The organism is Allobosea sp. GW823-FHT02B03 (assembly GCF_058797755.1).
Genome location: NZ_JBXAJY010000002.1, coordinates 478,678 through 505,189, shown reverse-complemented (window position 1 = coordinate 505,189; position 26,512 = coordinate 478,678). Strand labels below are relative to the sequence as shown.

At 66.9% G+C, this 26,512-nt stretch carries 25 protein-coding genes; 11 read left to right on the top strand and 14 right to left on the bottom strand.

What is annotated here, in order from left to right; all coding sequences use genetic code 11:
- The first annotated feature begins 8 nt into the window (after positions 1–8).
- Positions 9–968, top strand: coding sequence for an LLM class oxidoreductase (locus AC1REK_RS07335; protein WP_492268545.1), 960 nt, complete (start codon positions 9–11; stop codon positions 966–968).
- A 37-nt stretch (positions 969–1,005) separates the two neighbouring features.
- Here AC1REK_RS07335 and AC1REK_RS07330 read toward each other — a convergent pair whose 3' ends face one another.
- Positions 1,006–2,634 (bottom strand): acyl-CoA synthetase, encoded by a 1,629-nt coding sequence (locus AC1REK_RS07330; RefSeq protein WP_492268546.1) that lies wholly within the window; start codon positions 2,632–2,634, stop codon positions 1,006–1,008.
- A 121-nt stretch (positions 2,635–2,755) separates the two neighbouring features.
- Complete coding sequence (locus AC1REK_RS07325) at positions 2,756–3,514, bottom strand: sulfite exporter TauE/SafE family protein (protein WP_492268547.1); 759 nt, start codon at positions 3,512–3,514, stop codon at positions 2,756–2,758.
- 209 nt (positions 3,515–3,723) lie between these two features.
- Between AC1REK_RS07325 and AC1REK_RS07320 the strand changes: the two genes are divergently transcribed.
- Complete coding sequence (locus AC1REK_RS07320; RefSeq protein ID WP_492268548.1) at positions 3,724–5,640, top strand: propionyl-CoA synthetase; 1,917 nt, start codon at positions 3,724–3,726, stop codon at positions 5,638–5,640.
- A gap of 91 nt (positions 5,641–5,731) precedes the next feature.
- Here the strand turns inward: AC1REK_RS07320 and AC1REK_RS07315 are convergent, their stop codons facing one another.
- From AC1REK_RS07315 to AC1REK_RS07305, 3 genes are all read right to left on the bottom strand, one after another.
- The gene (locus tag AC1REK_RS07315) at positions 5,732–6,616 is read right to left on the bottom strand and encodes an MBL fold metallo-hydrolase (RefSeq protein ID WP_492268549.1); all 885 of its coding nucleotides are present in this window, start codon (positions 6,614–6,616) and stop codon (positions 5,732–5,734) included.
- Between the two features lie 33 nt (positions 6,617–6,649).
- Complete coding sequence (locus tag AC1REK_RS07310; RefSeq protein ID WP_316018685.1) at positions 6,650–7,381, bottom strand: DUF1013 domain-containing protein; 732 nt, start codon at positions 7,379–7,381, stop codon at positions 6,650–6,652.
- 169 nt (positions 7,382–7,550) lie between these two features.
- Positions 7,551–8,549, bottom strand: a complete 999-nt coding sequence (locus AC1REK_RS07305) for an NAD(P)H-quinone oxidoreductase (protein ID WP_492268550.1) — start codon at positions 8,547–8,549, stop codon at positions 7,551–7,553.
- Positions 8,550–8,692: 143 nt separating this feature from the next.
- On the opposite strand from AC1REK_RS07305, the gene AC1REK_RS07300 reads away from it, so the two are divergent.
- Entirely contained in the window at positions 8,693–8,893 is a 201-nt protein-coding gene (locus AC1REK_RS07300; protein ID WP_327521972.1) for a DUF1192 domain-containing protein, read from the top strand.
- Positions 8,894–9,429: 536 nt separating this feature from the next.
- Entirely contained in the window at positions 9,430–9,954 is a 525-nt protein-coding gene (rcdA, locus tag AC1REK_RS07295) for a protease adaptor protein RcdA (protein ID WP_492268551.1), read from the top strand.
- A 220-nt stretch (positions 9,955–10,174) separates the two neighbouring features.
- On the opposite strand, the gene rpmE is transcribed toward rcdA, so the two are convergent.
- Positions 10,175–10,408, bottom strand: a complete 234-nt coding sequence (rpmE, locus tag AC1REK_RS07290; RefSeq protein ID WP_066471911.1) for a 50S ribosomal protein L31 — start codon at positions 10,406–10,408, stop codon at positions 10,175–10,177.
- A gap of 161 nt (positions 10,409–10,569) precedes the next feature.
- On the opposite strand from rpmE, the gene AC1REK_RS07285 reads away from it, so the two are divergent.
- Positions 10,570–12,333, top strand: a complete 1,764-nt coding sequence (locus AC1REK_RS07285; RefSeq protein WP_492268683.1) for an ABC transporter transmembrane domain-containing protein — start codon at positions 10,570–10,572, stop codon at positions 12,331–12,333.
- 225 nt (positions 12,334–12,558) lie between these two features.
- Here AC1REK_RS07285 and AC1REK_RS07280 read toward each other — a convergent pair whose 3' ends face one another.
- On the bottom strand, positions 12,559–13,314 hold the full coding sequence (locus AC1REK_RS07280) for an SDR family oxidoreductase (protein ID WP_492268552.1): 756 nt from the start codon (positions 13,312–13,314) through the stop codon (positions 12,559–12,561).
- A gap of 124 nt (positions 13,315–13,438) precedes the next feature.
- On the opposite strand from AC1REK_RS07280, the gene AC1REK_RS07275 reads away from it, so the two are divergent.
- Positions 13,439–13,834 (top strand): winged helix-turn-helix transcriptional regulator, encoded by a 396-nt coding sequence (locus tag AC1REK_RS07275; RefSeq protein ID WP_327523799.1) that lies wholly within the window; start codon positions 13,439–13,441, stop codon positions 13,832–13,834.
- 142 nt (positions 13,835–13,976) lie between these two features.
- Here the strand turns inward: AC1REK_RS07275 and AC1REK_RS07270 are convergent, their stop codons facing one another.
- The 4 genes from AC1REK_RS07270 to AC1REK_RS07255 all read right to left on the bottom strand — a co-directional run bounded on the left by AC1REK_RS07270 (position 13,977) and on the right by AC1REK_RS07255 (position 18,086).
- Entirely contained in the window at positions 13,977–14,273 is a 297-nt protein-coding gene (locus AC1REK_RS07270) for a type II toxin-antitoxin system HicB family antitoxin (protein WP_492268553.1), read from the bottom strand.
- A gap of 1 nt (position 14,274) precedes the next feature.
- Positions 14,275–14,469 (bottom strand): type II toxin-antitoxin system HicA family toxin, encoded by a 195-nt coding sequence (locus AC1REK_RS07265; protein ID WP_492268554.1) that lies wholly within the window; start codon positions 14,467–14,469, stop codon positions 14,275–14,277.
- 198 nt (positions 14,470–14,667) lie between these two features.
- Positions 14,668–17,031 (bottom strand): UvrD-helicase domain-containing protein, encoded by a 2,364-nt coding sequence (locus AC1REK_RS07260; RefSeq protein WP_492268555.1) that lies wholly within the window; start codon positions 17,029–17,031, stop codon positions 14,668–14,670.
- A gap of 128 nt (positions 17,032–17,159) precedes the next feature.
- Complete coding sequence (locus tag AC1REK_RS07255) at positions 17,160–18,086, bottom strand: alpha/beta hydrolase (protein WP_492268556.1); 927 nt, start codon at positions 18,084–18,086, stop codon at positions 17,160–17,162.
- Between the two features lie 153 nt (positions 18,087–18,239).
- Here AC1REK_RS07255 and AC1REK_RS07250 point away from each other — a divergent pair, with 153 nt between their 5' ends.
- The gene (locus tag AC1REK_RS07250; RefSeq protein WP_327523786.1) at positions 18,240–19,880 is read left to right on the top strand and encodes an acyl-CoA dehydrogenase family protein; all 1,641 of its coding nucleotides are present in this window, start codon (positions 18,240–18,242) and stop codon (positions 19,878–19,880) included.
- 191 nt (positions 19,881–20,071) lie between these two features.
- On the opposite strand, the gene msrB is transcribed toward AC1REK_RS07250, so the two are convergent.
- Positions 20,072–20,503: a peptide-methionine (R)-S-oxide reductase MsrB gene (msrB, locus tag AC1REK_RS07245; RefSeq protein WP_316018763.1), complete on the bottom strand. Its 432-nt coding sequence runs from the start codon at positions 20,501–20,503 to the stop codon at positions 20,072–20,074.
- Positions 20,504–20,719: 216 nt separating this feature from the next.
- Here msrB and AC1REK_RS07240 point away from each other — a divergent pair, with 216 nt between their 5' ends.
- The 3 genes from AC1REK_RS07240 to AC1REK_RS07230 are packed head-to-tail and all read left to right on the top strand — an operon-like array spanning position 20,720 to position 23,478.
- A complete protein-coding gene (locus tag AC1REK_RS07240) occupies positions 20,720–21,973 on the top strand; it encodes a BtaA family protein (protein WP_492268557.1) in 1,254 nt (417 codons plus the stop codon).
- Between the two features lie 44 nt (positions 21,974–22,017).
- Positions 22,018–22,635, top strand: a complete 618-nt coding sequence (locus AC1REK_RS07235; RefSeq protein ID WP_492268684.1) for a class I SAM-dependent methyltransferase — start codon at positions 22,018–22,020, stop codon at positions 22,633–22,635.
- 42 nt (positions 22,636–22,677) lie between these two features.
- On the top strand, positions 22,678–23,478 hold the full coding sequence (locus AC1REK_RS07230; RefSeq protein WP_327523784.1) for an ion channel: 801 nt from the start codon (positions 22,678–22,680) through the stop codon (positions 23,476–23,478).
- 72 nt (positions 23,479–23,550) lie between these two features.
- Here the strand turns inward: AC1REK_RS07230 and AC1REK_RS07225 are convergent, their stop codons facing one another.
- Positions 23,551–24,213, bottom strand: coding sequence for a MarC family protein (locus AC1REK_RS07225; RefSeq protein ID WP_492268558.1), 663 nt, complete (start codon positions 24,211–24,213; stop codon positions 23,551–23,553).
- 89 nt (positions 24,214–24,302) lie between these two features.
- A complete protein-coding gene (locus AC1REK_RS07220; protein ID WP_316018672.1) occupies positions 24,303–24,863 on the bottom strand; it encodes a thioesterase family protein in 561 nt (186 codons plus the stop codon).
- A gap of 200 nt (positions 24,864–25,063) precedes the next feature.
- On the opposite strand from AC1REK_RS07220, the gene AC1REK_RS07215 reads away from it, so the two are divergent.
- Positions 25,064–26,485, top strand: a complete 1,422-nt coding sequence (locus AC1REK_RS07215) for an FAD-binding oxidoreductase (protein ID WP_492268685.1) — start codon at positions 25,064–25,066, stop codon at positions 26,483–26,485.
- The last annotated feature ends 27 nt before the right edge of the window (positions 26,486–26,512 follow it).

Genomic DNA, 26,512 nt, shown 5'->3' with positions numbered 1-26,512 from the left:
ATCGCCGGATGTTCGCGCCGGGCCAGCTCACGCTTGGAATTTTCCTGCCGCTGCGCTTCTTCCAGGGCGACATGCGCGTGCTCGAGGGGCAGGCGGAACTCGTCGCCGATATCGACCGGCGTGGTTTCGCGGCCGTCTGGGTTCGCGACGTGCCGCTGTTCGATCCCGGTTTCGGCGATGCCGGCCAGGTCTTCGATCCGTTCACCTATCTCGCCTACCTCGCCGCACGAACGGAGCGTGTGGCTCTGGCGACTGGCAGCGCGATCTTCTCACTCCGCCATCCGATCGACCTCGCCAAAATGGCGACGACGATCGATCATCTGTCCGGCGGGCGCCTGGTACTCGGTGTCGCCTCGGGCGATCGGCCGGTGGAGTTTCCAGCCTATGGCATCGATGGCGAGACCCGGGGGGAACGCTTCGCCGAGGCGGTGACGTATTTCCGGAAGCTCGTCGGACCCGGCCAGCCCTCCATCGTCTCGCCGCTGGGGTACATGAACGGCGTCGATTTCCTGCCCAAGGCGGCCTTCGGCGGCATTCCGCTCCTCGTCACCGGCTCAAGTCGGCAGCCGCTGTCATGGGTGGCCGAACACGCCGATGGCTGGCTGACCTATCCGCATGCGACGCACACAGCGGAGGGTCCGCGCCAGCTCGCGCAGAAGATCAAGGCGTGGCGCGAGCTCGTCCCAGATGGCGGCTTCCGGCCGCATGTGACGAATGAATGGCTCGACCTCGTCGACGACCCGCATTTCCCGAGAACGCCGATGCAAGGTGGCTTTGTCCTGAGGACCGGGCGCAACGGCTTGATCGACCTGCTCGGCGAGTGGCGGGAGGCCGGCGTCAATCATGGCGCGCTCGGCATGCAGTTCGCCGAGCGTCCGGCCGCGGAGATCATTCAGGAACTCGCCGAAGAGGTTCTGCCGTTGTTCCCTTCCCATGAGGGCGTGGCGCCTCTCAGCGTGAAGTGGTGAGCGCTTCGGTTCCTTCTCGGTGCCGTGCGGCGGGGCGCTACAGCGCCCGCGCCATCTCGCGCAGCTTGAACTTCTGGATCTTGCCGGTCGAGGTCTTGGGGACCTCGGTGAAGACCACGGTCTTCGGGCATTTGAAGGAGGCGAGCAGGGTCTTGCACCAGGCGATGATCTCGTCCTGCGTCGCGGCCTTTCCGGGCTTGAGCTCGACGAAGGCGCAGGGCGTCTCGCCCCATTTCTCGTCGGGCCGGGCGACGACCGCCGCCGCCTGCACGGAAGGGTGCTTGTAGAGCGCGTCCTCGACCTCGATCGAGGAGATGTTCTCGCCGCCGGAGATGATGATGTCCTTGGAGCGGTCCTTGAGCTGGATGTAGCCATCCGGGTGGATGACACCGAGATCACCGGAATGGAACCAGCCGCCCTCGAAGGCGGCCGCGGTCGACTTCGGGTTCTTGAGATAGCCCTTCATCACGACATTGCCGCGGAACATCACCTCGCCGAGAGTCTGGCCGTCGCGCGGGACCGGCTTCATCGTCTCGGGGTCGAGCACGTCGAGCCCTTCCAGCGCCGGGTAGCGCACGCCCTGGCGCGCCTTCAGCGCCGCCTGTTCGGAGCCGGGCAGGGCGTCCCAGTCGCTATTCCATTCGTTGACGACGGCGGGGCCGTAGACCTCTGTCAGGCCGTAGAGATGGACCACCGAAAAGCCGGCCTGCGCCATGCCGGCGAGCACGGCTTCCGGCGGCGGGGCTGCCGCTGTGAAGAAGTTCACCTTCTGCGCGAAGCTGCGGCGCTCTTCGGCGGGCGCGTTGAGTAGCGCCGACATGACGATCGGTGCGCCGCACATATGGGTGACGCCATGGTCGGCGAGCGCGTCGTACATCGCCTTGGCGCGGACCTGGCGCAGGCAGACATGGGTGCCGGCGAGCAGCGAGATCGTCCAGGGGAAGCACCAGCCATTGCAGTGGAACATCGGCAGGGTCCAGAGATAGACCGGATGCCGGCCCATGCCGCCGGTGAGCACGTTCGAGGTCGCAAGCAGGTTGGCGCCGCGGTGGTGGTAGACCACGCCCTTGGGATCGCCCGTGGTGCCCGAGGTGTAGTTCAGCGCGATCGCATCCCACTCGTCGGACGGCATGACCCAATCGAAATCGGGATCGCCCTGCGCGACGAAGTCCTCGTATTCGACGCTGCCGAGGCGCTCGCCCGGGCCGTCATAGACCGGGTCGTCATAGTCGATGACGAGCGGCTTCACCTTGCAGAGCGCCAGCGCCTCCTTGACCGTCTTCGAGAACTCCCGGTCGGCGATCAGCACCTTGGCGCCGCCATGATCGAGCGAGAAGGCGATGATCGCCGCGTCGAGGCGGGTGTTCAGCGTGTTGAGGACGGCGCCGCACATCGGCACGCCGTAATGGCATTCGAGCATGGCCGGCGTGTTCGGCAGCATCGCCGCGACGGTGTCGTTCTTGCCGATGCCGTGCTTCGCCAGTGCCGAGGCGAGCCGGCGGGTGCGGGCATAAAGCTCGGCATAGTTGCGGCGCAGCGGGCCATGGATCACGGCGTTCCGCTCCGGGAAGACGCTCGCCGCCCGTTCCAGGAAAGGCAGCGGCGACAGCGGCTGGAAGTTCGCGGGGTTGCGGTCGAGATCGGTATCGTAGGGCGATGCGGTCATCGGGGCGCTCTTCTGCCGGAAAGTCGCCGCAGCTTTAGCCGCCGCGGCGCAGCCATGTAATCCATCCCTTTTGCCGATGCGGCGCAATGTCCGGCTCGGAAAGCGGGGGCGGGGAGGCGGCTCAGCCGAAGAGCGGCCGCAGGCCCTCATAGACAAGCTTCACCCCGACGGCGACCAGCAGCCAGTAGATCAGGGTGTAGAAGCGCTCTGCCGGAACGCGCCGCACCAGCCAGACGCCGGCGAGGGTGGAGAGGATCGCGACCGGGAAGAGCACTGCCGAGGCAGTGAGGTTCTGCGGGCTGAACTGGCCGAGGATGAAATAGGGCAGCACCTTGATCCAGTTCATCAGCGCGAAGAACAGCGCGCCGGTGCCGACGAAGACTGCCGGCGGCAGGCGCTGCGGCATCACGTAGATCTGGAAGGGTGGACCGCCGGCATGGGCGATCATGCTGGTGAAGCCGCAGATTACGCCCCAGAAGCTGCCGGCCGCGTAGTTGGCCTGCGTGACCGGGGCCTTCGCAGCCTTGCCGCCGAGCAGGCGACGCAGCGCGAAGCCGATCGAGATCACCCCGACCGCGAAGCCGACCACAGCGTCGGAGACCTTTGCCGCCAGGAGATAGCCGGCAAGCACGCCGAGCAGCATGCCGGGGATCAGGGTCGCGAGGTTCCGTCGGTCGAATTCGTGGCGATAGGACCAGACGGTGACGACGTCCTGGATGATCAGGATCGGCAGCATGATCGCGGCTGCCTGCACCGGCGAGACGATCAGCGCCATCAGGGGGAGCGAGAGCAGGCCGAGGCCCGAGAAGCCGCCCTTGGACAGGCCCATCAGGATGACGGCCGGGACCATGACGGCGAAGAAGGTGAGATCGAAGTTCATGGGGCGAAGTTCATGGCCTACCGACAGCTGCGGCCGGGCGGCCGGCGGGTGCAGCGCGTCCCATACGGGGTGCGCTGAAAGTCTGACATCCGGGCGCTTGCGCCGGAGGGGAGAGAGTGGGCACGATCCCCCGCGCCAAAACCGGCCCCCAGACGGCCCGCCCGGAGCCAAGCTCTAGGCCGAAAATCCGGCGAAGAGGAACGCATTTCATGACTGCCAGCCATGCAAGCCGCTATGCCGAAACCTATGCCGCCTGGCAGCGCGATCCGGAAGGCTACTGGCGCGGGATTGCCGGGGGGATCGAGTGGATCAGGCCGCCGCAGCAGATCTTCGATGCCAAGGCTGGCATCTACGGGCGCTGGTTCCCGGATGCGAGCTGCAACACCTGCTTCAACGCACTCGACCGGCATGTGCGCGATGGCAGGGGCGAACAGGCGGCGCTGATCTATGACAGCCCGGTCACCGGGACCAAGGCGACGTACAGCTACGCGCAGATGCTCGACGAGGTCGCGACGCTCGCCGCCGTGCTGCAGGACCAGGGCGTCGGCAAGGGCGACCGTGTCATCATCTACATGCCGATGATCCCGGAAGCGGCCTTCGCCATGCTGGCCTGCGCCCGGATCGGCGCCGTGCATTCGGTGGTGTTCGGCGGCTTCGCCGCCAAGGAGCTGGCGACGCGTATCGATGACGCCAGGCCCAAGCTGATCCTGACCGCGACCTGCGGCATCGAGCCGACGCGCGTGGTCGAATACAAGCCGTTGCTCGACGCTGCGATCGATCTCGCCGCGCACAAGCCGGATGCCTGCCTCGTGCTTCAACGGCCGCAGGTCGACGCCTCCATGCATGTCAGCCGCGACAAGAACTGGCGCACGCTCGTCGCCGTCGCCCGCGCCAATGGCCGCAAGGCGGAGTGCGTCGAGGTCGCCGCGACCGATCCGCTCTATGTGCTCTACACCTCGGGTACGACGGGCAAGCCCAAGGGCGTGGTCCGCGACAATGGCGGGCACATGGTGATGCTGCTCGCGACCATGAGCCAGCTCTACGACGTCCGGCCCGGCGAGGTGATGTTCACCGCCTCGGATGTCGGCTGGGTCGTCGGCCACAGCTACATCGTCTACGGCCCGCTGCTGCAGGGCGCGACCTCGATCCTCTATGAAGGCAAGCCGGTCGGCACGCCCGATCCGGGCGCCTTCTGGCGGGTGATCTCGGAGTACAAGGTCGTGGCGATGTTCACTGCGCCGACCGCCTTCCGCGCCATCCGCAAGGAGGATCCGCAGGCGACCTATCTCAAGGACTACGACCTCTCGCAGTTCCGCACGCTCTTCCTCGCCGGCGAGCGGGCCGATCCCGACACGCTGAAATGGGCGGAGGAGGTGCTGAATGTGCCGGTGGTCGACCATTGGTGGCAGACCGAGACCGGCTCCTGCATCGTCGGCAATCCCGTCGGGCTCGGCCTGCTGCCGATCAAGCACGGCTCGCCGAGCGTGCCGCTGCCGGGCTATGACGTGCAATGCCTCGACGAGGGCGGAAGGCCGGTCGCGGCGGGGACGATGGGCGCGATCGTGCTGAAGCTGCCGCTGCCGCCCGGGGCGCTGCCGACGCTGTGGAACGATGATGCCCGCTTCCACAGCGCCTATCTCGAGGCCTATCCCGGCTACTACAACACCTCGGATGCCGGCTTCATCGACGAGGACGGCTATGTCTTCATCATGGGGCGCACGGACGACATCATCAATGTCGCCGGGCACCGGCTCTCGACCGGCGGCATGGAGGAGGTGCTGGCCTCGCACCCCGCCGTCGCCGAATGCGCGGTTGTCGGCATCAAGGATGCCCTCAAGGGCGAGCAGCCCTGCGGTTTCGTGGTGCTCAAGGCCGGCGCGACGCTGGCGCCGGATCAGGTCGAGAAGGAGCTGGTCGGGCTGGTGCGCGACAAGATCGGCCCGGTCGCCGCCTTCAAGATCGCCATCACCGTCGGACGCCTGCCGAAGACGCGCTCCGGCAAGATCCTGCGCGCGACGATGAAGAAGATCGCCGATGGCGAGGACTATGCAGTGCCAGCCACGATCGAGGACCTCGCCGTCCTGGACGAGATCGGTACCGCGCTGAAGGGACGGGGGCTGGGCTGAAGCCGGACCGGTTCCAGAACTTGGATCTTCATCCTGAGGAGCGCCGCAGGCGTGTCTCGAAGGATGAGGGCCGAGAGCTGTCTTCGGAGGCTTAGAAGCCGACGGTCGCGCCGTTCCAGCGCAGCAGGCGGCCGGGCAGCTCGACCCGCATCAGGTCCTCGCCGATGATCAGCGGGCCGGCATAGCCGCCGGCGCGGAGCTCGCCGGCGAGGGCGGCGGTGTCGGCGCCGGGCGGCACGAGATGGGTCAGGGCCAATGCCTTGGCGCCGGAGCGTAGGGCGAGCCCCGCCACGACCTTCGGCGTCATATGATAGCTCTGCACCGAGGCGACGGTCTCAGCCGAGCGTACGCCGGCGACAACCGGCATCTGGCTGTCGATAAAGACCTCGCAGACCAGGAGATCGCAGCCCTGCGCCGCCTGCTCCAGCGAAGGCGTCAGCCGGGTGTCGCCGGAGAAGACGATCCGGCTTTCGCCCGCCGTGAGGGCTAGCCCGAAGGCGGGCTCGACGGGTTTGTGGTCGACCAGGAAGGCTTCGACCTCAAGGCCGCCGAGGCCGGCGATCGGCCCTTCATGCAGCTCTTCGAAGACGACCTCCAGACCCGTGGCGTCGGGCCGTTTCTCGAAGGCGATGCGCAGCGCACGCTCGCGGGCGAAGGCCTCGTATTGCCCGCGCATATTGGCTAGCGCCGGGGCAGGGGCGAGCACACGCCAGGGCCGGTCACGGCCCTGATGCCAGGAGGAAACGACGAGCTGGTAGAAATCGACCAGATGGTCGGAGTGCTCATGCGTGACGATCAGCGCGTCGATGCGGGCGCCGGCATGGCCGGCGGCGACGAGGCGCTGGCTGACGCCGGAGCCGCAATCGATCAGGACGCTGGTCCCACCGGCCTCGACGAGATGCGCAGGCCCCGCGCGGCGCAGGCTGACCGGCGGTGCACCGGTCCCGAGGAAGGTGAAGGCGAGATCGGTCGTCACGGTCACTCGCCCCCGCTTTCACTTCGGTCGAGCTCAGAGCTCGTCGTCGTCCTCGTCGACCGGGCGCTTCATCTGCTTCAGCTTGGCGAAGACGGAGTCGACGTCGATCGCCGCCTCTTCCTCGCGCTTCGGCTTGCTCATGTCGGCAAAGGGCTGGCTCGCCGGAACCGGCTCGGGAGCGGTGGTCTCCTCGGCCGAGAGCAGGGTCGAGCCGGCTTCGGCGGCGAGCGCGGCCGGACGGTCCTTGGCGGCGCGGGCGACTTCGAAATCGAGGTCGATCTGCGAGGCGAGGCCGAGGCTGACCGGGTCGACCGGGCTGAGCGTCTGGGCGTTCCAGTGGGTACGATCGCGAATCTGCGCGATGGTCGACTTGGTGGTGCCGACCAGGCGGATGATCTGCGCGTCCTTCAGCTCGGGATGGTTGCGCAGCAGCCAGAGGATGGCGTTCGGCCGGTCCTGGCGCTTCGACACCGGGGTGTAGCGCGGCCCCTTGGCGCGCTTGATCTCCGGCACCTTGACCTTGCGCTCGGCGAGCTTGAGGTGGTGGTTTGGGTTCTTGGCGGCGCGCTCAAGCTCCTCGCGGGTCAGCTGCCCGGAGGTGATGGGGTCGAGACCCTTGATGCCGGCGGCGACTTCGCCATCGGCGATGCCGCGCACCTCGAGCGGGTGGAGTTTGCAGAACTCGGCGATCTGCTCGAAGGTCAGGGAGGTGTTCTCGACCAGCCAGACCGCGGTGGCCTTCGGCATCAGCGGCGATGTAGACACGGGCTCGTCTCCTGAAGTGTCGCGGGCAAAAGCTCTCATGCGCCGACCGGCCGCCCCGGCCGGTCATCCAAATCATCGACGATGAACAGGATTGCGGCGTTATAGGGAAAGCCGTGATCGCTGTCCATGGAAACCATGGGCTGCGAGCCAGTTGCCCGGCTGGGAATTATCAGACCGTCAGCACGATCTTGCCGATATGGGCGTTGCTCTCCATCAGTGCGTGCGCCTCTGCCGCCTGGGCCAGAGGGAAGCGGGCATGGATCACCGGCTTGCAGCGCCCCTGCGCCAGCAGGGGCCAGACCTTGGCCTCCAGCTCCGCCGCGATGGCTGCCTTCTCGGGAATCGTGCGGGGGCGCAAGGTCGAACCGGTATGCGTCAGGCGCTTCATCATCAGGCGGCTGAAATTGACCTCGGCTTTCGGCCCGTTGAGGAAGGCGATCTGGACGATGCGGCCGCTCTCCGCCGCAGCCTCGTAGTTGCGGTTGATGTAGTCGCCGCCGACCATGTCGAGGATCAGGTCGACGCCGCGCTTGGCCGTCGCTGCCTTGGCGGCGGCTACGAAGTCCTCGCTGCGGTAGTTGATGGCGTGGTCGGCGCCGAGCTCGCGGCAGGCCCGGCATTTCTCCTCCGAGCCGGCGGTCGCCAGCACCGTCGCACCGAAAGCCTTGGCGAGCTGGATCGCCGTGGTGCCGATGCCGGAGGTGCCGCCATGGACCATGAAGCTCTCGCCGCTCTTCAGGCCGCCGCGCTGGAAGACGTTGGTCCAGACGGTGAAATAGGTCTCGGGGATGGCGCCGGCCTCCTCGAGCGAGAGGCCGGCGGGAATCGGCAGGGCGTTGCTCTCATGGACGACGGCGTATTGGGCATAGCCGCCGCCGGCGACGAGGCCGCAGAGCTGGTCGCCGAGCCGGAAGCGCGAGGCGCCTTCGCCGAGGCCGACCACGGTGCCGGCGATCTCGAGGCCCGGAATGTCGGAGGCGCCGGGCGGCGGCGCGTAGCCGCCCATGCGCTGCAGGACGTCCGGCCGGTTGATGCCGGCGATGGCGACCGCCACCAGCACCTCGCCGGGGCCGGGTTGCGGCACAGGGCGCTGCTGCGGCTTCAGGACCCCCGGGCCGCCTGGCGCCTCGAAGCCGATTGCGGTCATGGTCTGCGGCAGGGCGGTCATGGCGCTCTCCTGGTAGGGTGTCGGTCGGCCTTGGCATACGCGACCGCCCGCGGCGTCCTCGCGCGTTCGGTCTTTAAACAGGCATCATTTTTCCGGCCGATGGTCTAGTCTGCGCGCCGCAACCGATGCAAGGCGAGGCTGCGATGGCTGGATTTCTCGAGGACGACCGCCCGGCGCCCAAGCGCGCCCATGAGATCGGACAGGATCTCTCCCAGCTTTCCGTCGCGGAGCTCGAGGAGCGCATCGTCCTGCTCGAAGCCGAGATCGTGCGGCTGCGCGAGGCCAGGGAAAAGAAGAACGCCTCGCGCTCGGCCGCCGACGCCTTCTTCCAGAAGCGGGGCTGAGGCGACAAGGCACGGCCAGCCCCTGAAATGGCGGCGCGAAACGTCCATCGCGCAGCGCTGCACGCCGCAGACCGGAAGATCGTTCGAAGACAAGCCGTCGCGCGTGCCGATCGGGCAGGGACGACGTTCCGATTTCTGACGTTTTCGTTCCGGATCCGGCCTGCGGTGGAGCCTGCCGCGGCAAGGCGCGCGGGCGCCGAGGAAACGTCAATGCGGGCCGCGGCATTAACCGGCCCTTAACGATTCCAAAGTATGAATCTGATCGTCCAGTTTGTCTGGATGTCGAGTGGCTCCTGCCCACTCTGTTTGACGCCTCCCTGTTGACCTTCGAGCCGCCTTCGGGGCGGCTCTTTTTTGTTCGGGCCTTCCGAAGCAGCACTCGCTGCGAGGGCGGCCGTGAACCTGCCATTATTAAGGTTAACGAGGCCTTACCGCGGCCGCGACAAATGCTATGGCGCTATCCTTGCGGGGCTTCTGGCACGAACCGGCGCTGCGTCCCGCTTACGCACGCCATTGTGCCGAATGGAGACGCTGCAATGACCGATTTCCCCATGCTGAGGCTGCCGGCCGAAGACGGAGCGATCTCGTTCGCGCGCAACTTCGTCAAGTCCGACGCCTTCATGCAGCTCTTTCGCGAGGGCATGGGACTGGTCGAGTCGACGGCGAACTATCTCGACGGGGACGGGCGGCAGGAGTCGGCGGCCCTGCCGCGCGAGGTCTCGCTGATCTATGCGACCGAGAGCATGCGCCTGACGACGCGGCTGATGCAGATCGCCTCCTGGCTGCTGGTGCAGCGCGCCGTCGCCGAGGGCGAGATGACGGCCGAGCAGGCGCGGAGCGAAAACAACAAGGTCCGCATCGCCGAGTCGATGCTGCAGCCGACCAGCGCCGAGGCGGCCCGCCTGCCGGAGCGCCTGCGCGACCTGATCGCGCATTCTATGCGCCTGCAGGACCGTATTTCCCGTATCGAGACCCAGATGACGGCGGCTCCTGCGACGGCGGCCAACCCGGTGCGCGGGCAGCTCGCGAATCTGCAGGCCCGGCTCGCCCTGCAGGGCTGAACGGAGCCGCTCCCAAATCCTGAGACGTGAAGGCTGCCGGCGCCGACGTGCCCCTGCCGCTCGGCGAGGGGCGCTGGCGTGTCCTTCTCGGCGCGCAGCGGCGGCCAATCCTGCCAAATTCGCCCGCGGCCATTCGTCGCCGCAATGCAAAAAGCCCGGCCGCGAGGCCGGGCTTTTCGATTTCGAGCATCCGGTCCCGTTGGGGCCGGAAAACCGGGAATTACTTCTTGCCGAGGGCGCCGAGCGCGCCGAAGCGCGAATTGAAGCGCGAGACGCGGCCGCCACGGTCCAGCATGTGCTGGGTGCCGCCGGTCCAGGCCGGGTGGGTCTTCGGGTCGATATCGAGGTTCAGCGTGTCGCCCTCCTTGCCGAGGGTCGAACGCGTGAAGTATTCGGTGCCATCGGTCATGACGACCTTGATGGTGTGGTAGTCGGGATGAATGCCGGTCTTCATGGCGAATTCCTCAAGTTTCGAAAAGCGGGCGGCCGGAACACGGCGCGCATCGCCGGCTCTTCGAACAATTCGTACGAGCCTGTCGTGAAGTCGCGTGGCCATAGCGCAGCCTTGGCTGCGGTGCAAGCTTTTCGGGATATTTGAGAGTGGCGAAAGAAGTGATGGAAGACCGCAAGCAGCGCCCGGATTTCAGCGCGCTGCGTTCGTTCTGGCCCTATGCAAAGGCGCAGAAGCGACGGATCGCCTTCGCTCTGCTGGCTTTGGTCGTCGCATCGGGTGCGACCCTGGCGCTGCCTCTGGCAGTGCGCCGGGTCATCGATGCCGGCTTCTCCGGTGGCGAACAGGAACTCGCCAACTCCTATTTCGCCCTGCTGATCGGCGTCGTCGCGGTGCTGGCGCTGGCGAGCTCGGCGCGATTCTACCTGGTCATGACGGTCGGCGAGCGCATCGTCTCGAATCTGCGCGCCGACGTGTTCCGGCATCTGACGCGGCTCGAGCCGGCCTTCTTCGATGCCAGCCGGGCGGGCGATCTCGTCTCGCGGCTGACAGCCGACACCACCCAGATCAAGTCGACCTTCGCCTCGACGGCCTCGATCGCGCTGCGCAACGCCATCATGTTCCTCGGTGCGCTCGTCATGATGGTCGCGACCAGCCCGCGGCTTTCGGCGATCGTGATCGGCGTGATCCCGCTGGTTGTGCTGCCGCTGGTCTTCTCCGGCCGCACGGTGCGCAAGCGCTCGCGGGCGGCGCAGGACCGGTTGGCCGACGCCTCGGCCTTCGCCTCCGAGGCGGTCGGCGCGATCCGCACCATGCAATCCTTCGGGGCCGAGCGCGATACGGCGCAGCGTTTCCAGGATGCCTCCGAAGACGCCTATGCCGCCTCGCGCGATGCGACGCGCTCGCGGGCCTGGCTCTCGGGCTTTGCGATCTTCCTGGTCAGCGCCAGCGTGGTGATGGTGCTCTGGGCCGGGGCGACTGAGGTCTTCGCCGGCCGGATGACCGGCGGGCGGTTGTCGCAATTCGTGCTCTTTGCGGTGCTGGCGGCGAGCTCGCTCGGCCAGCTCTCCGAGGTCTATGGCGACATCTCCGCCGCCGCGGGTGCGGCCGGGCGGCTCGGCGAGATCCTGGCGACCAAGCCGGCGATCGCGGCGCCGGCCCATCCCAAGGCGATGCCGCAGCCGGCGGTCGGGGCGCTCTTCTTCGAGAACGTCTCCTTCCGCTATCCCGGGCGGACGAATCTCGCGTTGGCCGATCTGGATATTGCGGTCCGACCGGGCGAGCGCATCGCGCTGGTCGGCCCGTCCGGCGCCGGCAAGAGCACGGTGCTGCAGCTGGCGCTGCGCTTCTACGATCCCTTCGCCGGGCGCGTTGTGGTCGACGGCATCGCCGGGCCGGAAGCCGATCCGACGGACTGGCGCAGCCGCTTCGCGCTGGTGCCGCAGGAGCCGACGGTGTTCGGCGTCTCGGTGGCGCAGAACATCGCCTATGGCCGCCCCGGCGCCAGCCGGGCCGAGATCGAGGAGGCGGCGAAGCTCGCCGCTGCCGACGATTTCATTCGTGCCTTGCCGGAAGGCTACGACACCGTGATCGGCGAGCGCGGCGTGACGCTTTCGGGCGGCCAGCGTCAGCGCCTCGCGATCGCGCGGGCTGTCCTCAAGGACGCGCCGATCCTGCTGCTCGACGAAGCCACTTCGGCGCTCGATTCCGAGAGCGAGCGGGCAGTGCAGGACGCTCTCGACCGGCTGATGCAGGGCCGCACCACGCTGGTCGTCGCTCACCGGCTCGCCACCATCCTCTCGGCCGACCGCATCCTGGTGATGGAGGAGGGCCGGGTAGTCGAGGAGGGCACCCATGCCGCCCTCGTCGCCAAGGGCGGGCTCTATGCTAGGCTCGCGGCGCTGCAATTCGGGCGCGAGGCGGCTTAGTGTCTGACCGGGAATTCCCTGAGCCCTCATCCTGAGGAGCCATTCCGGAAGGAATGGCGCCTCGAAGGACGTTCCAGGAGGCTCCGGAGTCCGCTGGAACGCCCTTCGAGACGGCCCTTCGGGCCTCCTCAGGACGAGGGCTGGAGATTCGAGTCGGACTTGGGAGGCAGCTCAGTCAGCTATCGTCCCGGACGCAGCTCGCCCGGGACGACGGCAACCGATCGTTCAGCCGTGCTGCGCGTTCAGCTGGGCGAAGATCGCGGCGACCTGGCCGTTCTCGGCGGCGAAGCGCAGCGGCTTGCAGCGCTCGACGATGATCTCGCCTGATTCCGGCTGGCTTTCGAGCAGCGCCATGACCTCTGCAATGAACTCGGCCAGAGGCATGGCTGCGGGATCGACCGCCTGCTGCGGGCCGAGCAGCTCGGTCTGGACGTAGGGCGGGGCGATCTCGATGACCTCGACCGGGGTCGCCTTGAGCTGCTCGCGCAGCGCCATCGACCAGGAATGGATCGCAGCCTTGCTGGCGCTGTAGGTCGGCGTCGTCGCCAGCGGCACGAAGGCGAGGCCGGAGGAGACCGTCAGGATCGCGGCGCGCTGCTGCTTCAGGAGATGCGGCAGCAGCGCCGAAGTAAGCCGGATCGGCCCGAGCAGATTGGTCGAGATCGTGTCCTCGGCGGTCTCAAGGAAATCGCTGGTCGCGACCGCCTCGCTGCGCATGATGCCGGCATTGTGGATGACGGCGTTGAGCGCCGGGAAGCTCTCGACCGCCTGCCGGGCGAAGGCGGCGACGTCGTCCTTGTCCTGGACGTCGAGCAGGAGCGCCTCCATGCCCGGATTGGCTGAGGTCATCTCATTGAGCAGCGCCTCACGCCGGCCGGCGATGACGACCTGGTTGCCGGCCCGGTGCAGGGCTTCCGCCAGAGCCCGGCCGATGCCGGAGCCGCCGCCGGTGATGAGGATGGTGTTGCCGGTGATGTTCATCGCAAATCCCTTTCCTGGTTGCGAGACATCAGCTGGCGTCGCTACTCTCCAACGGAAAGAAGGCGCCCAAAGGTTCGATACGCACCAAAAGGAGAGTGTCGGCATGCATGCGATTCGCGAGGCGATGGCGACGATGCACAAGCGCAGCGAGGAGATCCCGCCGGTCTCGAAGGCGGTGGAGTCGCTGGTACGGCAGGTGATCGCGCAGGTCGCCGACAAATGGACGATGCTGGTGCTGGAGGCGCTGGAGGAGCACGGCACGCTGCGCTTCACCGAATGCGGGCGGATCGTCGGCGGCATCAGCCAGAAGATGCTGACCAAGACGCTGCGCGAGATGGAGCGCGACGGGCTGGTGATCCGCACCGTCCACCCGGTGATCCCGCCGCATGTCGACTACACGCTGACCGAGCTCGGCCGCGAGCTCAGCGCGGCCTTCTGCGGGGTCTGGACCTGGGCGGAGACGTACCATGCCGAAGTCTCGGCGGCGCGGCGGGCCTTTCGGGAGCGGGAGGAGGGGTAGGCTATTCCCGCTTCGAATGCCGCCTTCTCCGTCATGGTCGGGCTTGTCCCGACCATCCACGTCTTCGCTTCGCTGATCGATCGCGGTGGTCAAGACGTGGATGCTCGCCACAAGGGCGAGCATGACGGCGAGGCTCTGGCGGCTATTCTGCGGCTGGTCGGAAAGTCAGGCGAGGCGCCGGAATGAGCGCGATCGCATGGGCCGCCATATCGGCCGCGACTTCGGGATCGGCTTTCAGCTCGCTCGGCGTGCGGGCGCCCGGGATCGTCTTGCCGTCCTCGATCATCGACTCGATCCATAAGGCGAGGGCTTCCGGCGCATTCGCCATGGCTTCGTCCAGCGTGTCGCCGGCCGAGAAACAGCCGGGCAGGTCCGGAAACCAGACGCCGACGGCATGGTCGGTACCGGCATCCTCGATGATGGCGACGTAATGTGTCATATCAATCGCGCGGCCAGCCTGCCTGCTTGTAGATCTTCAGCACGAGACCGGGTCCGAGAGCCTTCTTCGGATGCGGCACGACGATAGTGTCACGGACGCCGGACTTTTTGAAGACATGGTGCGAGCCGGCGATGCGCACGCATTCCCAGTCCTCGCGTTCGAGGCGGCGAATGATGTCGCTGCTGTTGTTGAGCATCAGAGTCGTCCATGGAAGAGCGACTCAGGCTAATAGTATTCAATATGGAATTAAATAATAATTCGAATTCAGTATGTCAATGTGAATCTTCATATGGCGATGTGAATGTTCATATTCCAATTTGCATTTTGTCATCATCGCATTTGCATTAAAGTAGCTCTCGATGTGCATGATGTGCAATTGGCATTTGCATTAACGCTATCCCGCCTTCTGCACGAAACTGTCCAACACCATCTTCCGCCCGGCCTTGTCGAAATCCACGGTCAGCTTGTTGCCGTCGACGCTGGCGACCGAGCCGGGGCCGAACTTGACGTGGAAGACGCGGGCGCCGGGCTCATAGGCCGAGCCGCCTGTCGACTTGGCCGTGAGCTCGCCCTCGATCATCAGCGGGCCGCGCTTGCCGCCGCCGAAGCCGCGCTGGCCGGAATCGGAGAAGCCCGAGCCGCCGCCCGAGTTGAACCTGGCCTTGTTCTCCTGAGCGCGCTGCCAGCCCGGCGTCTGGTAGGAGGAGCCGAAGCTCTCCATGCGCTCGAAGCGCGAGGCGCCGTAGCCGCCCTGGCTGTAGGCGGTGGGCGCCTGGACGACCTCGACATGGTCTTCCGGCAACTCGTCGATGAAGCGCGAGGGCAGGCTCGACTGCCAGAGGCCGTGGATGCGCCGGTTCGAGGCGAAATAGAGCTTCAGGCGCTTGCGGGCGCGGGTCAGGCCGACATGGGCGAGGCGGCGCTCCTCCTCCAGACCGGCGCGGCCGCTCTCGTCGAGGGCGCGCTGGTTGGGGAAGAGCCCTTCCTCCCAGCCGGGCAGGAAGACGGTGTCGAACTCAAGCCCCTTGGCGGCGTGCAGGGTCATGATCGAGACGCGCGCGCCGGACTCGCCGCCATCGGCGTCCATGACCAGCGAGACGTGCTCGAGGAAGGCCGGCAGGTCGGGAAACTCGTCGAGCGAGCGGACCAGCTCCTTGAGGTTCTCCAGCCGCCCGGCGGCGTCGGCCGAGCGGTCCTTCTGCCACATCTCGGTGTAGCCTGATTCCTCCAGCACCAGCTCCGCGAGCTCGCCCTGGCGCATGCTCTCGGTCCGGGCCGACCAGCGGGCGAAGGCCTCGACCAGTTCGCGCAGCGCAGTGCGGGCCTTGGGCTTCAGTTCATCGGTCTCGACCATGGCCCGGGCCGACTGCATCAGCGAGAAGCCGGTCGCCCGCGCATGGTTGTGCAGAATCTGGATGGTGGCGTCGCCGAGGCCGCGCTTGGGCACGTTGACGATGCGCTCGAAGGCGAGGTCGTCGGTCGGCGAGACCACGCAGCGCAGATAGGCCATGGCGTCGCGGATTTCGGCGCGCTCGTAGAAGCGCGGCCCGCCGATGACGCGATAGGGCACGCCGACATGGATGAGCCGTTCTTCCATCTCGCGCATCTGCGCGGAGATGCGGACCAGGATCGCGACCTCGGCGAGATTCTCGCCCTTGGACTGCATCGCCTCGATCTCGTCCGAGATCAGGCGTGCCTCCTCCTGGCTGTCCCAGGCGCCGGTGATGGTGACCTTCTCGCCGGCCTCGTCCTCGGTCCGCAGCGTCTTGCCGAGGCGGCCCTCATTGCGGGCGATCAGCTTTGCGGCGGTGGCGAGGATATGCCCGGTCGAGCGGTAATTGCGTTCGAGACGCACCACGACCGCGCCCGGAAAATCGTTCTCGAAGCGCAGGATGTTGTCGACCTCGGCGCCGCGCCAGCCATAGATCGACTGGTCGTCGTCGCCGACGCAGGCGATGTTGCGGCGGCCCTGTGCCAGGAGGCGCAGCCAGAGATACTGGGCGACGTTGGTGTCCTGATACTCGTCGACGAGGATATAGCGGAAGCGCTCGTGATAGCTCGCGAGCACGTCGGGATGCTCGCGGAACAGCGTCAGGCAGTGCAGCAGGAGATCGCCGAAATCGACGGCGTTCAGCGTCTTCAGCCGGTCCTGATAGGCGGCATAGAGCTTGCCGCCCTTGCCGTTGGCGAAGACGCCGGCCTCGCCGGGGGGCACGTCCTTGGGGCTGAGGCCGCGGTTCTTCCAGCTGTCGATGAAGCCCGCCAGCATCCGGCCGGGCCAGCGCTTCTCGTCGATCCCCTCGGCCTGGATCACCTGCTTCATCAGGCGGATCTGGTCGTCGGTGTCGAGGATGGTGAAGTCGGAGCGCAGGTCGAGCAGCTCGGCATGGCGGCGCAGGAGCTTGGCCGAGATCGAGTGGAAAGTGCCGAGCCAGGGCATGCCCTCGGCGACCGGCCCGACGAGGTTTGCGACGCGCTCCTTCATCTCGCGCGCCGCCTTGTTGGTGAAGGTCACGGCGAGGATCTGCGAGGGATAGGCGCGGCCCGTCGAGATCAGATGGGCGATGCGGGTGGTGAGCACGCGGGTCTTGCCGGTGCCGGCACCGGCGAGCACCAGCACGGGACCATCGGTCGCCTCGACCGCCTGGCGCTGCTCCGGGTTGAGCCCCTGCAGATAGCCGGCCGCAGGCTGCGCGGCGGCGCGCGCGGCGAGGCCGCCGGGGCGGGGCAGGGGGGCGGAGGTGTACTGGTCTGACAAGGGGCTGGCTTGGGTTTTCTGCGTGATCGTGATTCGTTCACGGTCAATATAGGGGCAGGCGGTCTGGATTGCTCGCCGCCGCGGACGGTTTTCCGCGACGGCGTCCGGGGCACTCTAAACCCGCCCGCTCACCGCGCTGGCAGCAGGTATCTCAGCCCTTGCGTGAAGCCGCGCGGCGCGACTGTAAGGTGATCCTCTTCGTTGAGGACCACTGATTTCAGGCTCAGATTGGGGTACTTCCGGCCGCGCAACGCCGTTTCCAGGGTCCGGTTGTCGGCGACCATGTCGACGCTCTGGCTGTAGCGCCGGTCGCCTTTGCGCAGCGCCTCGTACTCGCCGACATAGAGATAGACCTTGGCCGGCAGGTCGCGGTTCTGGGCGGCATAGCTCGCTTCGAGACCCAGAGCGTGGCGCTTGTCGTACCAGAGCGACGGGCTGCCGAGGATGTAGCCGCTGAACAGGGCGGGCTCGGTGAAGAGGATCTGCGCACCCAGCAGGGAGCCGTAGGAGTGGCCGAGGAAGAGCGCCCGGGACGGATCGGCGCGATAGCGGGCGGCGATGAACGGCTTCACCTGATCGCGCAGATAGGTCTGGTAGGCTCGTCCCTGGCCATGAACTGTGCCGGCCGGCGCACTGCTCGGCCCGTTCGGTGTCGGCGTGTAGTCGCGCCGGCGGCTGGCCGCGCCATCCTCGCCCTTGGCATAGGACAGGCCGACCAGGATGAACTCTTCGAGTTTGGGCCCCTCGAGATTCAGGCGGCGGCTGATCTGCCGGATGATCGGGAAGGCGTAGTCGGCATCGGTGACGTAGAGCACCGGGTAGCGTCGCTGCGGCTCCCTGGCATAGGAGGGCGGCAGGGCGACGAAGACCTGATAGCCACGGCCGGAGACCGGATCGGGCACGTCCCAGACCTCGCTGCCGGCGACCTCGTAGGGTCGGCCTTCGCCCGGCTGAACCTTCGCGGCTGATTGGGGCTGGGCTTTTACCGGCATGGCGGCGAGGCCGAAGCCGGCGACAAGGGGGATGACCAGGGTATTCAGGACGCGTCGCAGCACGTGAAGGCTCACTCATAGGCCCGCGCCGGTCATGGCGCGCGCGGCGAGGTGCCGGGCGAACTCGGGCGGCAATCGGGCAGGTTCGCAATTCCGGGGCGCCGACATAGTCTGGTGGTTAATCACGGGGCGGTTCGCGGATCGGAAGGGAAGCTCATGGCCCAGGCGTCGCACGCCCACCAGGTCACCAATCAGGTGCCGCCGCTGGCCGATTACGATGCCTACGCCGCCGATCCCGTGCTGAAGGCGGCCGTCAGGGCCTTCGATGCCGGCTGGGCCGATGAGCGGCTGCACGATGCCGGGCGGACGGTCGGCGCCGCCGAGACGATCGAGATGGCGCGGCTCGCCAACCGGCACGGCCCGGAGTTGCGCAGCCATGACCGCTTTGGCAATCGCATCGACCAGATCGAGTTCCACCCGGCTTGGCACGCGCTGATGAGCCGGGCAATCGGCCAGGAGACGCATGCGCTGGCCTGGAACAGGCCCGGCCCGGGGGCGCAGGTGGCGCGAGCCGCCCTGCAATATCTCTGGTATGGCTGCGAGAGCGGGATCTGCTGCCCGATCTCGATGACCTATTCGGCGATCCCCGTGCTGAGGCAGGACCGGGCGCGCTGGGCGGAGTGGGGCGCGCTGATCTCGTCCTCGGCCTATGACAAGCGCCAGGGGCCGGCCGCCGGCAAGACCGGCGCCACGGTCGGCATGGCGATGACCGAGACGCAGGGCGGCTCGGATCTCCGCCAGACCCAGACCATCGCCTATGACAATCGCGACGGCACCTATTCACTGCACGGCAGCAAATGGTTCTTCTCGGTGCCGCATTCGGACGTCTTCCTGACGCTGGCCAGGACGGATGAGGGGATTTCCTGTTTCGTGGTGCCAGGCTGGCTGCCCGACGGGGCGCGCAACGGTATCGCGATCCAGCGCCTGAAGGACAAATGCGGCAACCGCTCGAATGCCTCCTCCGAGGTCGAGTTCAGAGGGGCGATCGGCCATATGCTCGGCGATCCCGGCAGGGGCCTGCGGACCGGGCTTTCGATGAACCACAATACAAGGCTCGACATTGCCGCGGCCTCGGCCGGGCTGATGCGGCAGGCGGTGATGCTCGCCGGCCATCACGCCCAGCACCGCACCGCCTTCCAACGCCTCTTGATCGACCAGCCGATCATGCAGAACGTGATCGCCGATCTCGCCATCGAGGCGGAGGCCGCGGCCTGGCTCGCGTTTAGGCTGTTCGCCGCGGTCGACCGGCAGGAGCAGTCCGAGAGTGAAAAGCTGCTGGCGCGGATCGGCGCGCCCCTGGCGAAGTACTGGGTGGCGAAACGCACGCCAGCGGTGATCGTCGAGGCGCTGGAATGCCATGGCGGCAACGGCTTCATAGAGGAGAGCCCGATGGCGCGGCACTATCGCGAGGCGCCGCTCAACTCGGTCTGGGAAGGCTCGGGCAATGTCATCTGCCTCGACTTGCTGCGCTCGCTCGAGCGCGAGCCGGGCTCGCTGCAGGCGCTGCTCAAGGAATTGCACGCGGTTTCGGGCCAGGACCGGCGCTATGACGCGGCACTGCAGGCGCTGGAGGGCGATCTGCCCGAACTCATCCGCCATGAAGGGCAAGCGCGCCGGCTGACCGAGCGGCTGGCGCTGATGCTGCAGGGCGCGCTGCTGCTCCGCCACGCGCCGCATGCGATCGCGGACGCCTTCGTCGCGACGCGGCTCGCCGGGCGCTGGTCCGGCCATTTCGGCGATCTGCCGCATGGCGTGGATGCCGCGGCCCTGGCGCGAAGGGCGGTGCCCGAGATTTGAGGCTCGGACAGCGCGGGGAACCCTCTCCTGTAACGAGAGGGCAGGGTGAGGTGTCGGAGATTTGACTAGTTCCGCGAGCGTTCACCGCGCGGTCAGGTTCAGGCCAATGTTTTCAGTCCGAACACCTCACCCCTACCCCTCTCCTTCCAGGAGAGGGGTTCCCGCGCTTCATTCCCGAGGGAGACGTTCGTTCAACCCACTTCAGGCGCGAAATTCATCGCGACGCCGTTGATGCAGTAACGCAGGCCGGTGGGCGGGGGGCCGTCGGGGAAGACATGGCCGAGATGGCCGCCGCAATTGGCGCAGTGCACCTCGACCCGGTGCATGCCGAAGCTATAGTCCTCGCTCTCCTCGACCGAGCCCTGGAGCGGCTGGTCGAAGCTCGGCCAGCCGGTGCCGCTCTCGAACTTCTTGCCGGCCTTGAACAGCGGCTGGTCGCAGCCGGCGCAGGAGAAGGTGCCGGCGCGCTTCTCGAAGTTCAGGGCACAGGAGCCGGCGCGCTCGGTGCCGTGGCCACGCAGCACGTAATACTGCTCGGGCGTCAGCTTCTCGCGCCATTCGGCGTCGCTGAGCTGGAAGGGGAATTCGCGCTCCGGCTTCCCCGTCTTGGCGAACATGTCCATCAGGCCCATGCAAGGCTCCTTTCCGCGCTGTCTCATCGGGAGTGTGGCGCGAGATATGGGGATTTGTCTTCCTGATTTCAGGGGGGCGGCGCGTCGCCCGCTTCGCGTTCGCGTTCGGCCGAGACCGAGTTCTTCTCCGGCGGCTTCCCGCGTCACCCAACCGTCACGCGACTCCTCTAGTCGGCTCGCCATCGCAATCGTGACATCGAGGCAGGCGTGACGCAGACGGTCAGGGCGGTCAAGCGCAACACCAGCCTCGGGCTCAACAATGCGGTCCATCGCAGCAAGGCGCTGTCGCGCGCCGGGCTCCTGGAGCGGATGTTCACGCTCGCCTTCTCCGGCCTCGTCTACCCGCAGATCTGGGAGGACCCGGTCGTCGACATGGAGGCGCTGGCGCTGCAACCGGGCGACCATCTGGTCGCGATCGCCTCGGGCTCCTGCAACATCCTGTCCTATCTCACCGCCGACCCGGCCAGGATCAGCGCCGTCGACCTCAACGGTGCCCATATCGCGCTCGGCCACCTCAAGCTCGCGGCGTTGGCCGAGATCGAGGACCAGCCGACCTTCCGGCGTTTCTTCGGCGAGGCACAGTCCAAGGCCAATGTCGCGCTCTATGACCGCGCCATCGCGCCGCGGCTCGACGCGGTCAGTCGCGCCTATTGGGAAGGGCGGAGCCTGACCGGGCGGCGGCGGATCGAGGCGTTCGCCCGCAATTTCTACCGCCACAGCCTGCTCGGTCGCTTCATCGGCGCCGGTCATTTCCTCGGCCGCCGGCTCGGCTGTGATCCGCGGATCATGCTGGAGGCGAAGTCGATGGAGGAACAGCGGGCGCTGTTCGAGGCCCATCTCGCGCCGGTCTTCGAGAAGAGACTGGTGCGTTGGCTGGTGCGCCAGCCGGCCTCGCTTTACGGGCTCGGCATCCCGCCGGCGCAATATGAGGCGCTGGCGGCCGATGGCGATGCCGGCATACGCAGCGTGCTGCGCCACCGGCTGGAGCGACTGGCCTGCGGCTTCGATCTCAAGACCAATTACTTCGCCTGGCAGGCTTTCGGCCGCGGCTATGGACCGGGGCCAGATGCTTCCGTCCCGCCCTATCTCGAGCCGCGCCATTTCGAGACGGTGCGGGCTCGTGCCGGCCGGGTCGGCTACCATCAGGGCTCGGTCACCGCCTATCTCGCGCAGCAGCCGGCGGCGAGCTGCAATGGCTACGTGCTGCTCGATGCGCAGGACTGGATGAACGACGCCGAGCTGACGGCGCTGTGGTCTCAGATCACCCGCACGGCGGCGCCAGGCGCGCGGGTGATCTTCCGCACCGCCGCCGATGAGCGCCTGCTGCCGGGGCGGGTGCCGGACGCGATCCTGTCGCAGTGGCAGTATCACGAGATGCGCAGCCGCGAGCTCGGCGCGCGCGATCGCTCATCGATCTATGGTGCCTTCCATCTCTATACGCAGGGCGGGGCGCAGGCGTGAGCGCGGTCCGGCAAAGCGAGGATGCAGCCGGGCTGATGGACCGGATGTACCGCTTCCAGCGGCACATCTACGACGCGACCCGCAAGTTCTACCTGCTTGGCCGCGACGGGCTGGTCGACCGCCTTCAGCCTCCGATGGACGGCAGCGTGCTCGAGATTGGCTGCGGCACTGGCCGCAACCTGATCAGGATCGCCCGCGCCTATCCCCAGGCGCGCTGCTACGGGCTCGACGTCTCCGAGGAGATGCTCGCGACGGCGCGCCAGCAGGTGGCAAAGGCCGGTCTTTCCGGCCGCATCACCCTGAGGCAGGCCGATGCGACGAGTTTCGATCCGCAGACGTTGTTCGGCCGGGCTGATTTCGACCGAGTCGTGATCTCCTATGCCCTGTCGATGATCCCTCCTTGGCGCGCGGTGCTCGCGCGGGCGCTGTCGACGCTGGCGCCGGGCGGTTCGCTCCACATCGTCGACTTCGGCGATCAGGCGCATCTGCCGGCGCCGTTCAAGGCGCTGCTGAACCGCTGGCTGGCGCTGTTTCATGTCACGCCGCGACCTGACCTCGCCGCCGAACTTGAGCAGCTCTGCACCGAGAGCGACGCGAGTGGCAGCACGCGGCGGCTTTATGGCGGCTATGCCGTGCAAGGGCTCGCGACCCGGCGAGGTTGAGCCATCTGGACGGCGCCGCCCTTGGCCTGATACGCCATCGCGATGAGCGAAACGCAGGATCAGGCTGGGCCCTCGGAGCGTTTCGAACGCACCTGCGACCGTCTGCGCCAGCTCTATCACGGCCGGACCCCGGCGGCGCTGCGCTTCCAGTTCGCGACGCTGATCGTCGATCTCCTGATCATCGGGTTTTTCATCGCGACGCCGCTGCTGCGCGGCAAACCGGCCTTTCTCTGGCTCGATTACGCCGTCGCCACCATCGTGCTGATCGAGATCGTGGCGCGGATGCTGGCCTCCTCCAACGTGCCGAGGCTCCTGCGGCAGCCCAGCATGCTGCTCGACCTCTTCATCCTGGCGACGTTGCTGGCGCCGCAATGGCTGGAGAATTTCGGCTTCCTGCGCATCCTGCGGCTCTGGTCGCTGTCGCAGCGCAACCTGCTCTGGGGGCAGTTGCGCGAGACGCGCTATCGCGAATGGGAGGATGTCGCGCGGGCGCTGATCAACCTCATCACCTTCCTCTTCGTGGTCACCGGCTTCGTCTATACCTTCTTCTTCATGGGCCGGCCGGGCATCGATGGCTATGTCGAGGCGCTTTATTTCACGGTCACCACGGTGACGACGACCGGCTTCGGCGACATCACGCTGCCCGGCATCGGCGGCAAATTGACCTCGATCGTGGTGATGATCGTCGGCATCTCGCTGTTCGTGCGGCTGGCCCAGGCGGTGTTCCGGCCGCAGAAGGTGACCTTTCCTTGCCCGCAATGCGCGCTCCAACGACATGAGCCCGACGCCGTGCACTGCAAGGCCTGCGGCCACATCCTGAAGATCCCGGACCACGATGACTGAGGCCGCCGCTGGCACTCATCGGGATGTGGCTGGTGCGACAGCGGCGAGGCAGTGGCTTTCCGTCCGGCTGCTTTATCGAGGTGCGAATGTCGAGGTGAGCAGCTCGCTCAGTCCCGACCACAGGATCTGGACGCCGAGGCAGAACAGGATGAAGGCCGACAACCGGACGGCGATTTCCGTGCCGCCTTTCCCGAGCAGCTTCTGCACGCGCACCGCATAGGCGAAGCAGAACCAGATGCTGAGCGCGATCACGAAGATCGCCAGCAGGCTCGCCAGCACGAAGATGAGCTCGCCGGAGGAGCCGGTGAAGGTCGCGCGCGACAGCCCGATGCTGATCGTGACGGCGATCGTGCCGGGGCCCGTCGTCAGCGGCAGGGTCAGCGGGTAGAAGGCCTGGGACATCAGATCCGTGCGGGGCACAGCGTCCGCGGTCTCGATATCCTTCTGGCTGCCTTCGTTGAGCAGCTTCCAGCCGGAGACGGCGACGATCAGACCGCCCGCCACGCGCAGGATCGGGATCGAGATTCCATAGAACTGGAGGACGAGCGAACCGAGAAGGAACGAGCCCATCAGGACGAAGAGCGAGTTCACGGCGATGCGGCGCGCGAGAACGCGCCTGGTTTCGGCCGCTGCGCCGCGCGTCAGCCCAAGGAAGACGAGGGCCGAGCCCGGTGGATTGACCACGGGAAAGATGGCCGCGAGCACGATCAGGAATGTGTTGACCGCAGCCGGCATGCAAACCTGCCCAGGATCGAGCGGACCACAATCCCGGGACTATGGCATGATCGGAGCGCTGTGCCGAATGCGTGGCGGCGTCCGGCGGCCTAGTGGCGCGTCTCTTTCTCGCGCTCGCCGCTCATCGACTCGACGGTAATCGCGGTCTTGACCGGCATGCCGATCATCCGGCCGACGATGGCCGGCAGCGGCATGCGGGCATGGGCGGCCTTCATCAAGGCGAGGCCGGCGAGGATGTCGGCCGGGAAGGGCGTGACCTTGCGGCTCGCCATGTCGACATGGAGCGAGAGGTTCTCCGAGGTCGCCGCCAGCCAGCCTTCGCTGGCATGGCGCATCTCGAGATAGAAATGCAGCCGCTTCTCGTCGAAGGCGATGAGCTGGGCGGTGACCCGGACCTGATCGCTCTCGGTCAGCTCGCGCTTGTAGAGGATGTGGCATTCGGCCGCGAAGACCGAGGCGTTGCGGGTCTCGACATAGTCATGGTTGAGGCCGATGAGCGAGAACAGCTCGTCCACGGCCCGGTCGAACAGGACGTGGTAATAGGCCATGTTGAGATGACCGTTGTAATCGATCCATTGCGGCTCGACGCGCATGTTCGACGAGACAAAGGGCGCGAAGAAAAGGGCGGTCGTGCGGGGTTCGTCATGCATGGGCGCCTCCTCTTGCTCTCGCTTCACCAATCGCGAGCCTGCCCCGGAGCCCTGCGCTACAGACCTGCCCGGCTTCGCAGCTTGGCACTTGCCGTTGCTCACGGCGCGCGGGAAAACAGCGCCATGGCGGCTGCTCGAAAGCCGAACGATTCCAGACTAGGCGATCCTTTCAGGTCATGACAATGCACTCTCCCGCCGCGATGGCTCAGACCCCCCCTGTCCCTGCCGCAGAGCTGCCGCCTTCGGCCCAGGCAATTGCGGCTGTCACGCAGGAACTCGCCGCTCGCTTCGGTAACCGTCTGGTAACCAGTCTGGCAGTTCGTCAGCAGCACGGGCACACCCTGACCTGGATTCCGAACCAGCCGCCGGATGCAGTGGTCTTCCCGCAGAGCACCGAAGAGGTGTCCGCTATCGTGAAACTCTGTGCGGCGCATGGGGTTCCGGTGATCGCGTTCGGGACCGGCACCTCGCTCGAGGGCCATGTCAACGCGCCCTATGGCGGTGTCTGCATCGACATGGGCCAGATGAAGAAGGTCGTGGCCGTGCATGCGGAAGACCTCGACTGCGTCGTCGAGGCGGGCGTGACGCGCAAGGAACTGAACGAGCATCTGCGCGACCAGGGGCTGTTCTTCCCGATCGATCCCGGCGCCGACGCCTCGATCGGCGGCATGGCGGCGACGCGCGCCTCCGGCACCAATGCCGTGCGCTACGGCACGATGAAGGACAATGTGGTCGCGCTGACGGCGGTGATGGCCGATGGCGCGATCGTGAAGACATCGAGCCGGGCCCGGAAGACCTCGGCCGGCTACGACCTGACGCGGCTGCTCGTCGGCTCGGAAGGCACGCTCGGCATCATCACCGAGGTGACGCTGAAGCTGCATGGCATCCCCGAGGCGATCTCGGCCGGCGTCTGCCCGTTCCCGTCGGTCAAGGCGGCCTGCGACGCGACCATCGTCACCATCCAGTCCGGCCTGCCGGTGGCGCGGATCGAGCTCGTCGACGACGTGATGATGCGCGGCGTCAACCTGCACTCCAAGCTCGGACTGCCGGAGACGACGATGCTGTTCGTCGAGTTCCACGGTTCGGAAGAGGGCGTGAAGGAGCAGGCCGAGCGCTTCGGCGAGATCGCCGCCGAGTTCGGTGGGGGACCGTTCGACTGGGCGACCAAGGCGGAGGATCGCAGCAAGCTCTGGCAGGCACGGCACGACGCCTACTGGGCTGCGCGCACGCTCCGGCCGGGTGCTGAATCGGTCGCGACCGATGTCTGCGTACCGATCTCGCGGCTGGCGGACTGCGTCGAGGAGACCAAACGCGACATCGAGGCGCTCGGGCTGATCGCGCCCATCGTCGGCCATGTCGGCGACGGCAATTTCCACACCCAGCCGATGGTCGACCTCGCCAATCCCGAGGAGGTCGCGGTCTGCCAGGACTTCATCGACCGTCTGGTCAAGCGCGCGCTCGCCATGGGCGGCACCTGCACCGGCGAGCATGGCGTCGGCCAGAAGAAGATGAAGTATCTCGAGGCTGAGCATGGCGCGCCGGCGCTGGCGGTGATGCGCCTGCTGAAGCGTTCGCTCGACCCGCAGAACATCCTCAATCCGGGTAAAATCGTCACGTTGTGAAAATATCGGTGGCGGCAGGAGGGTTAT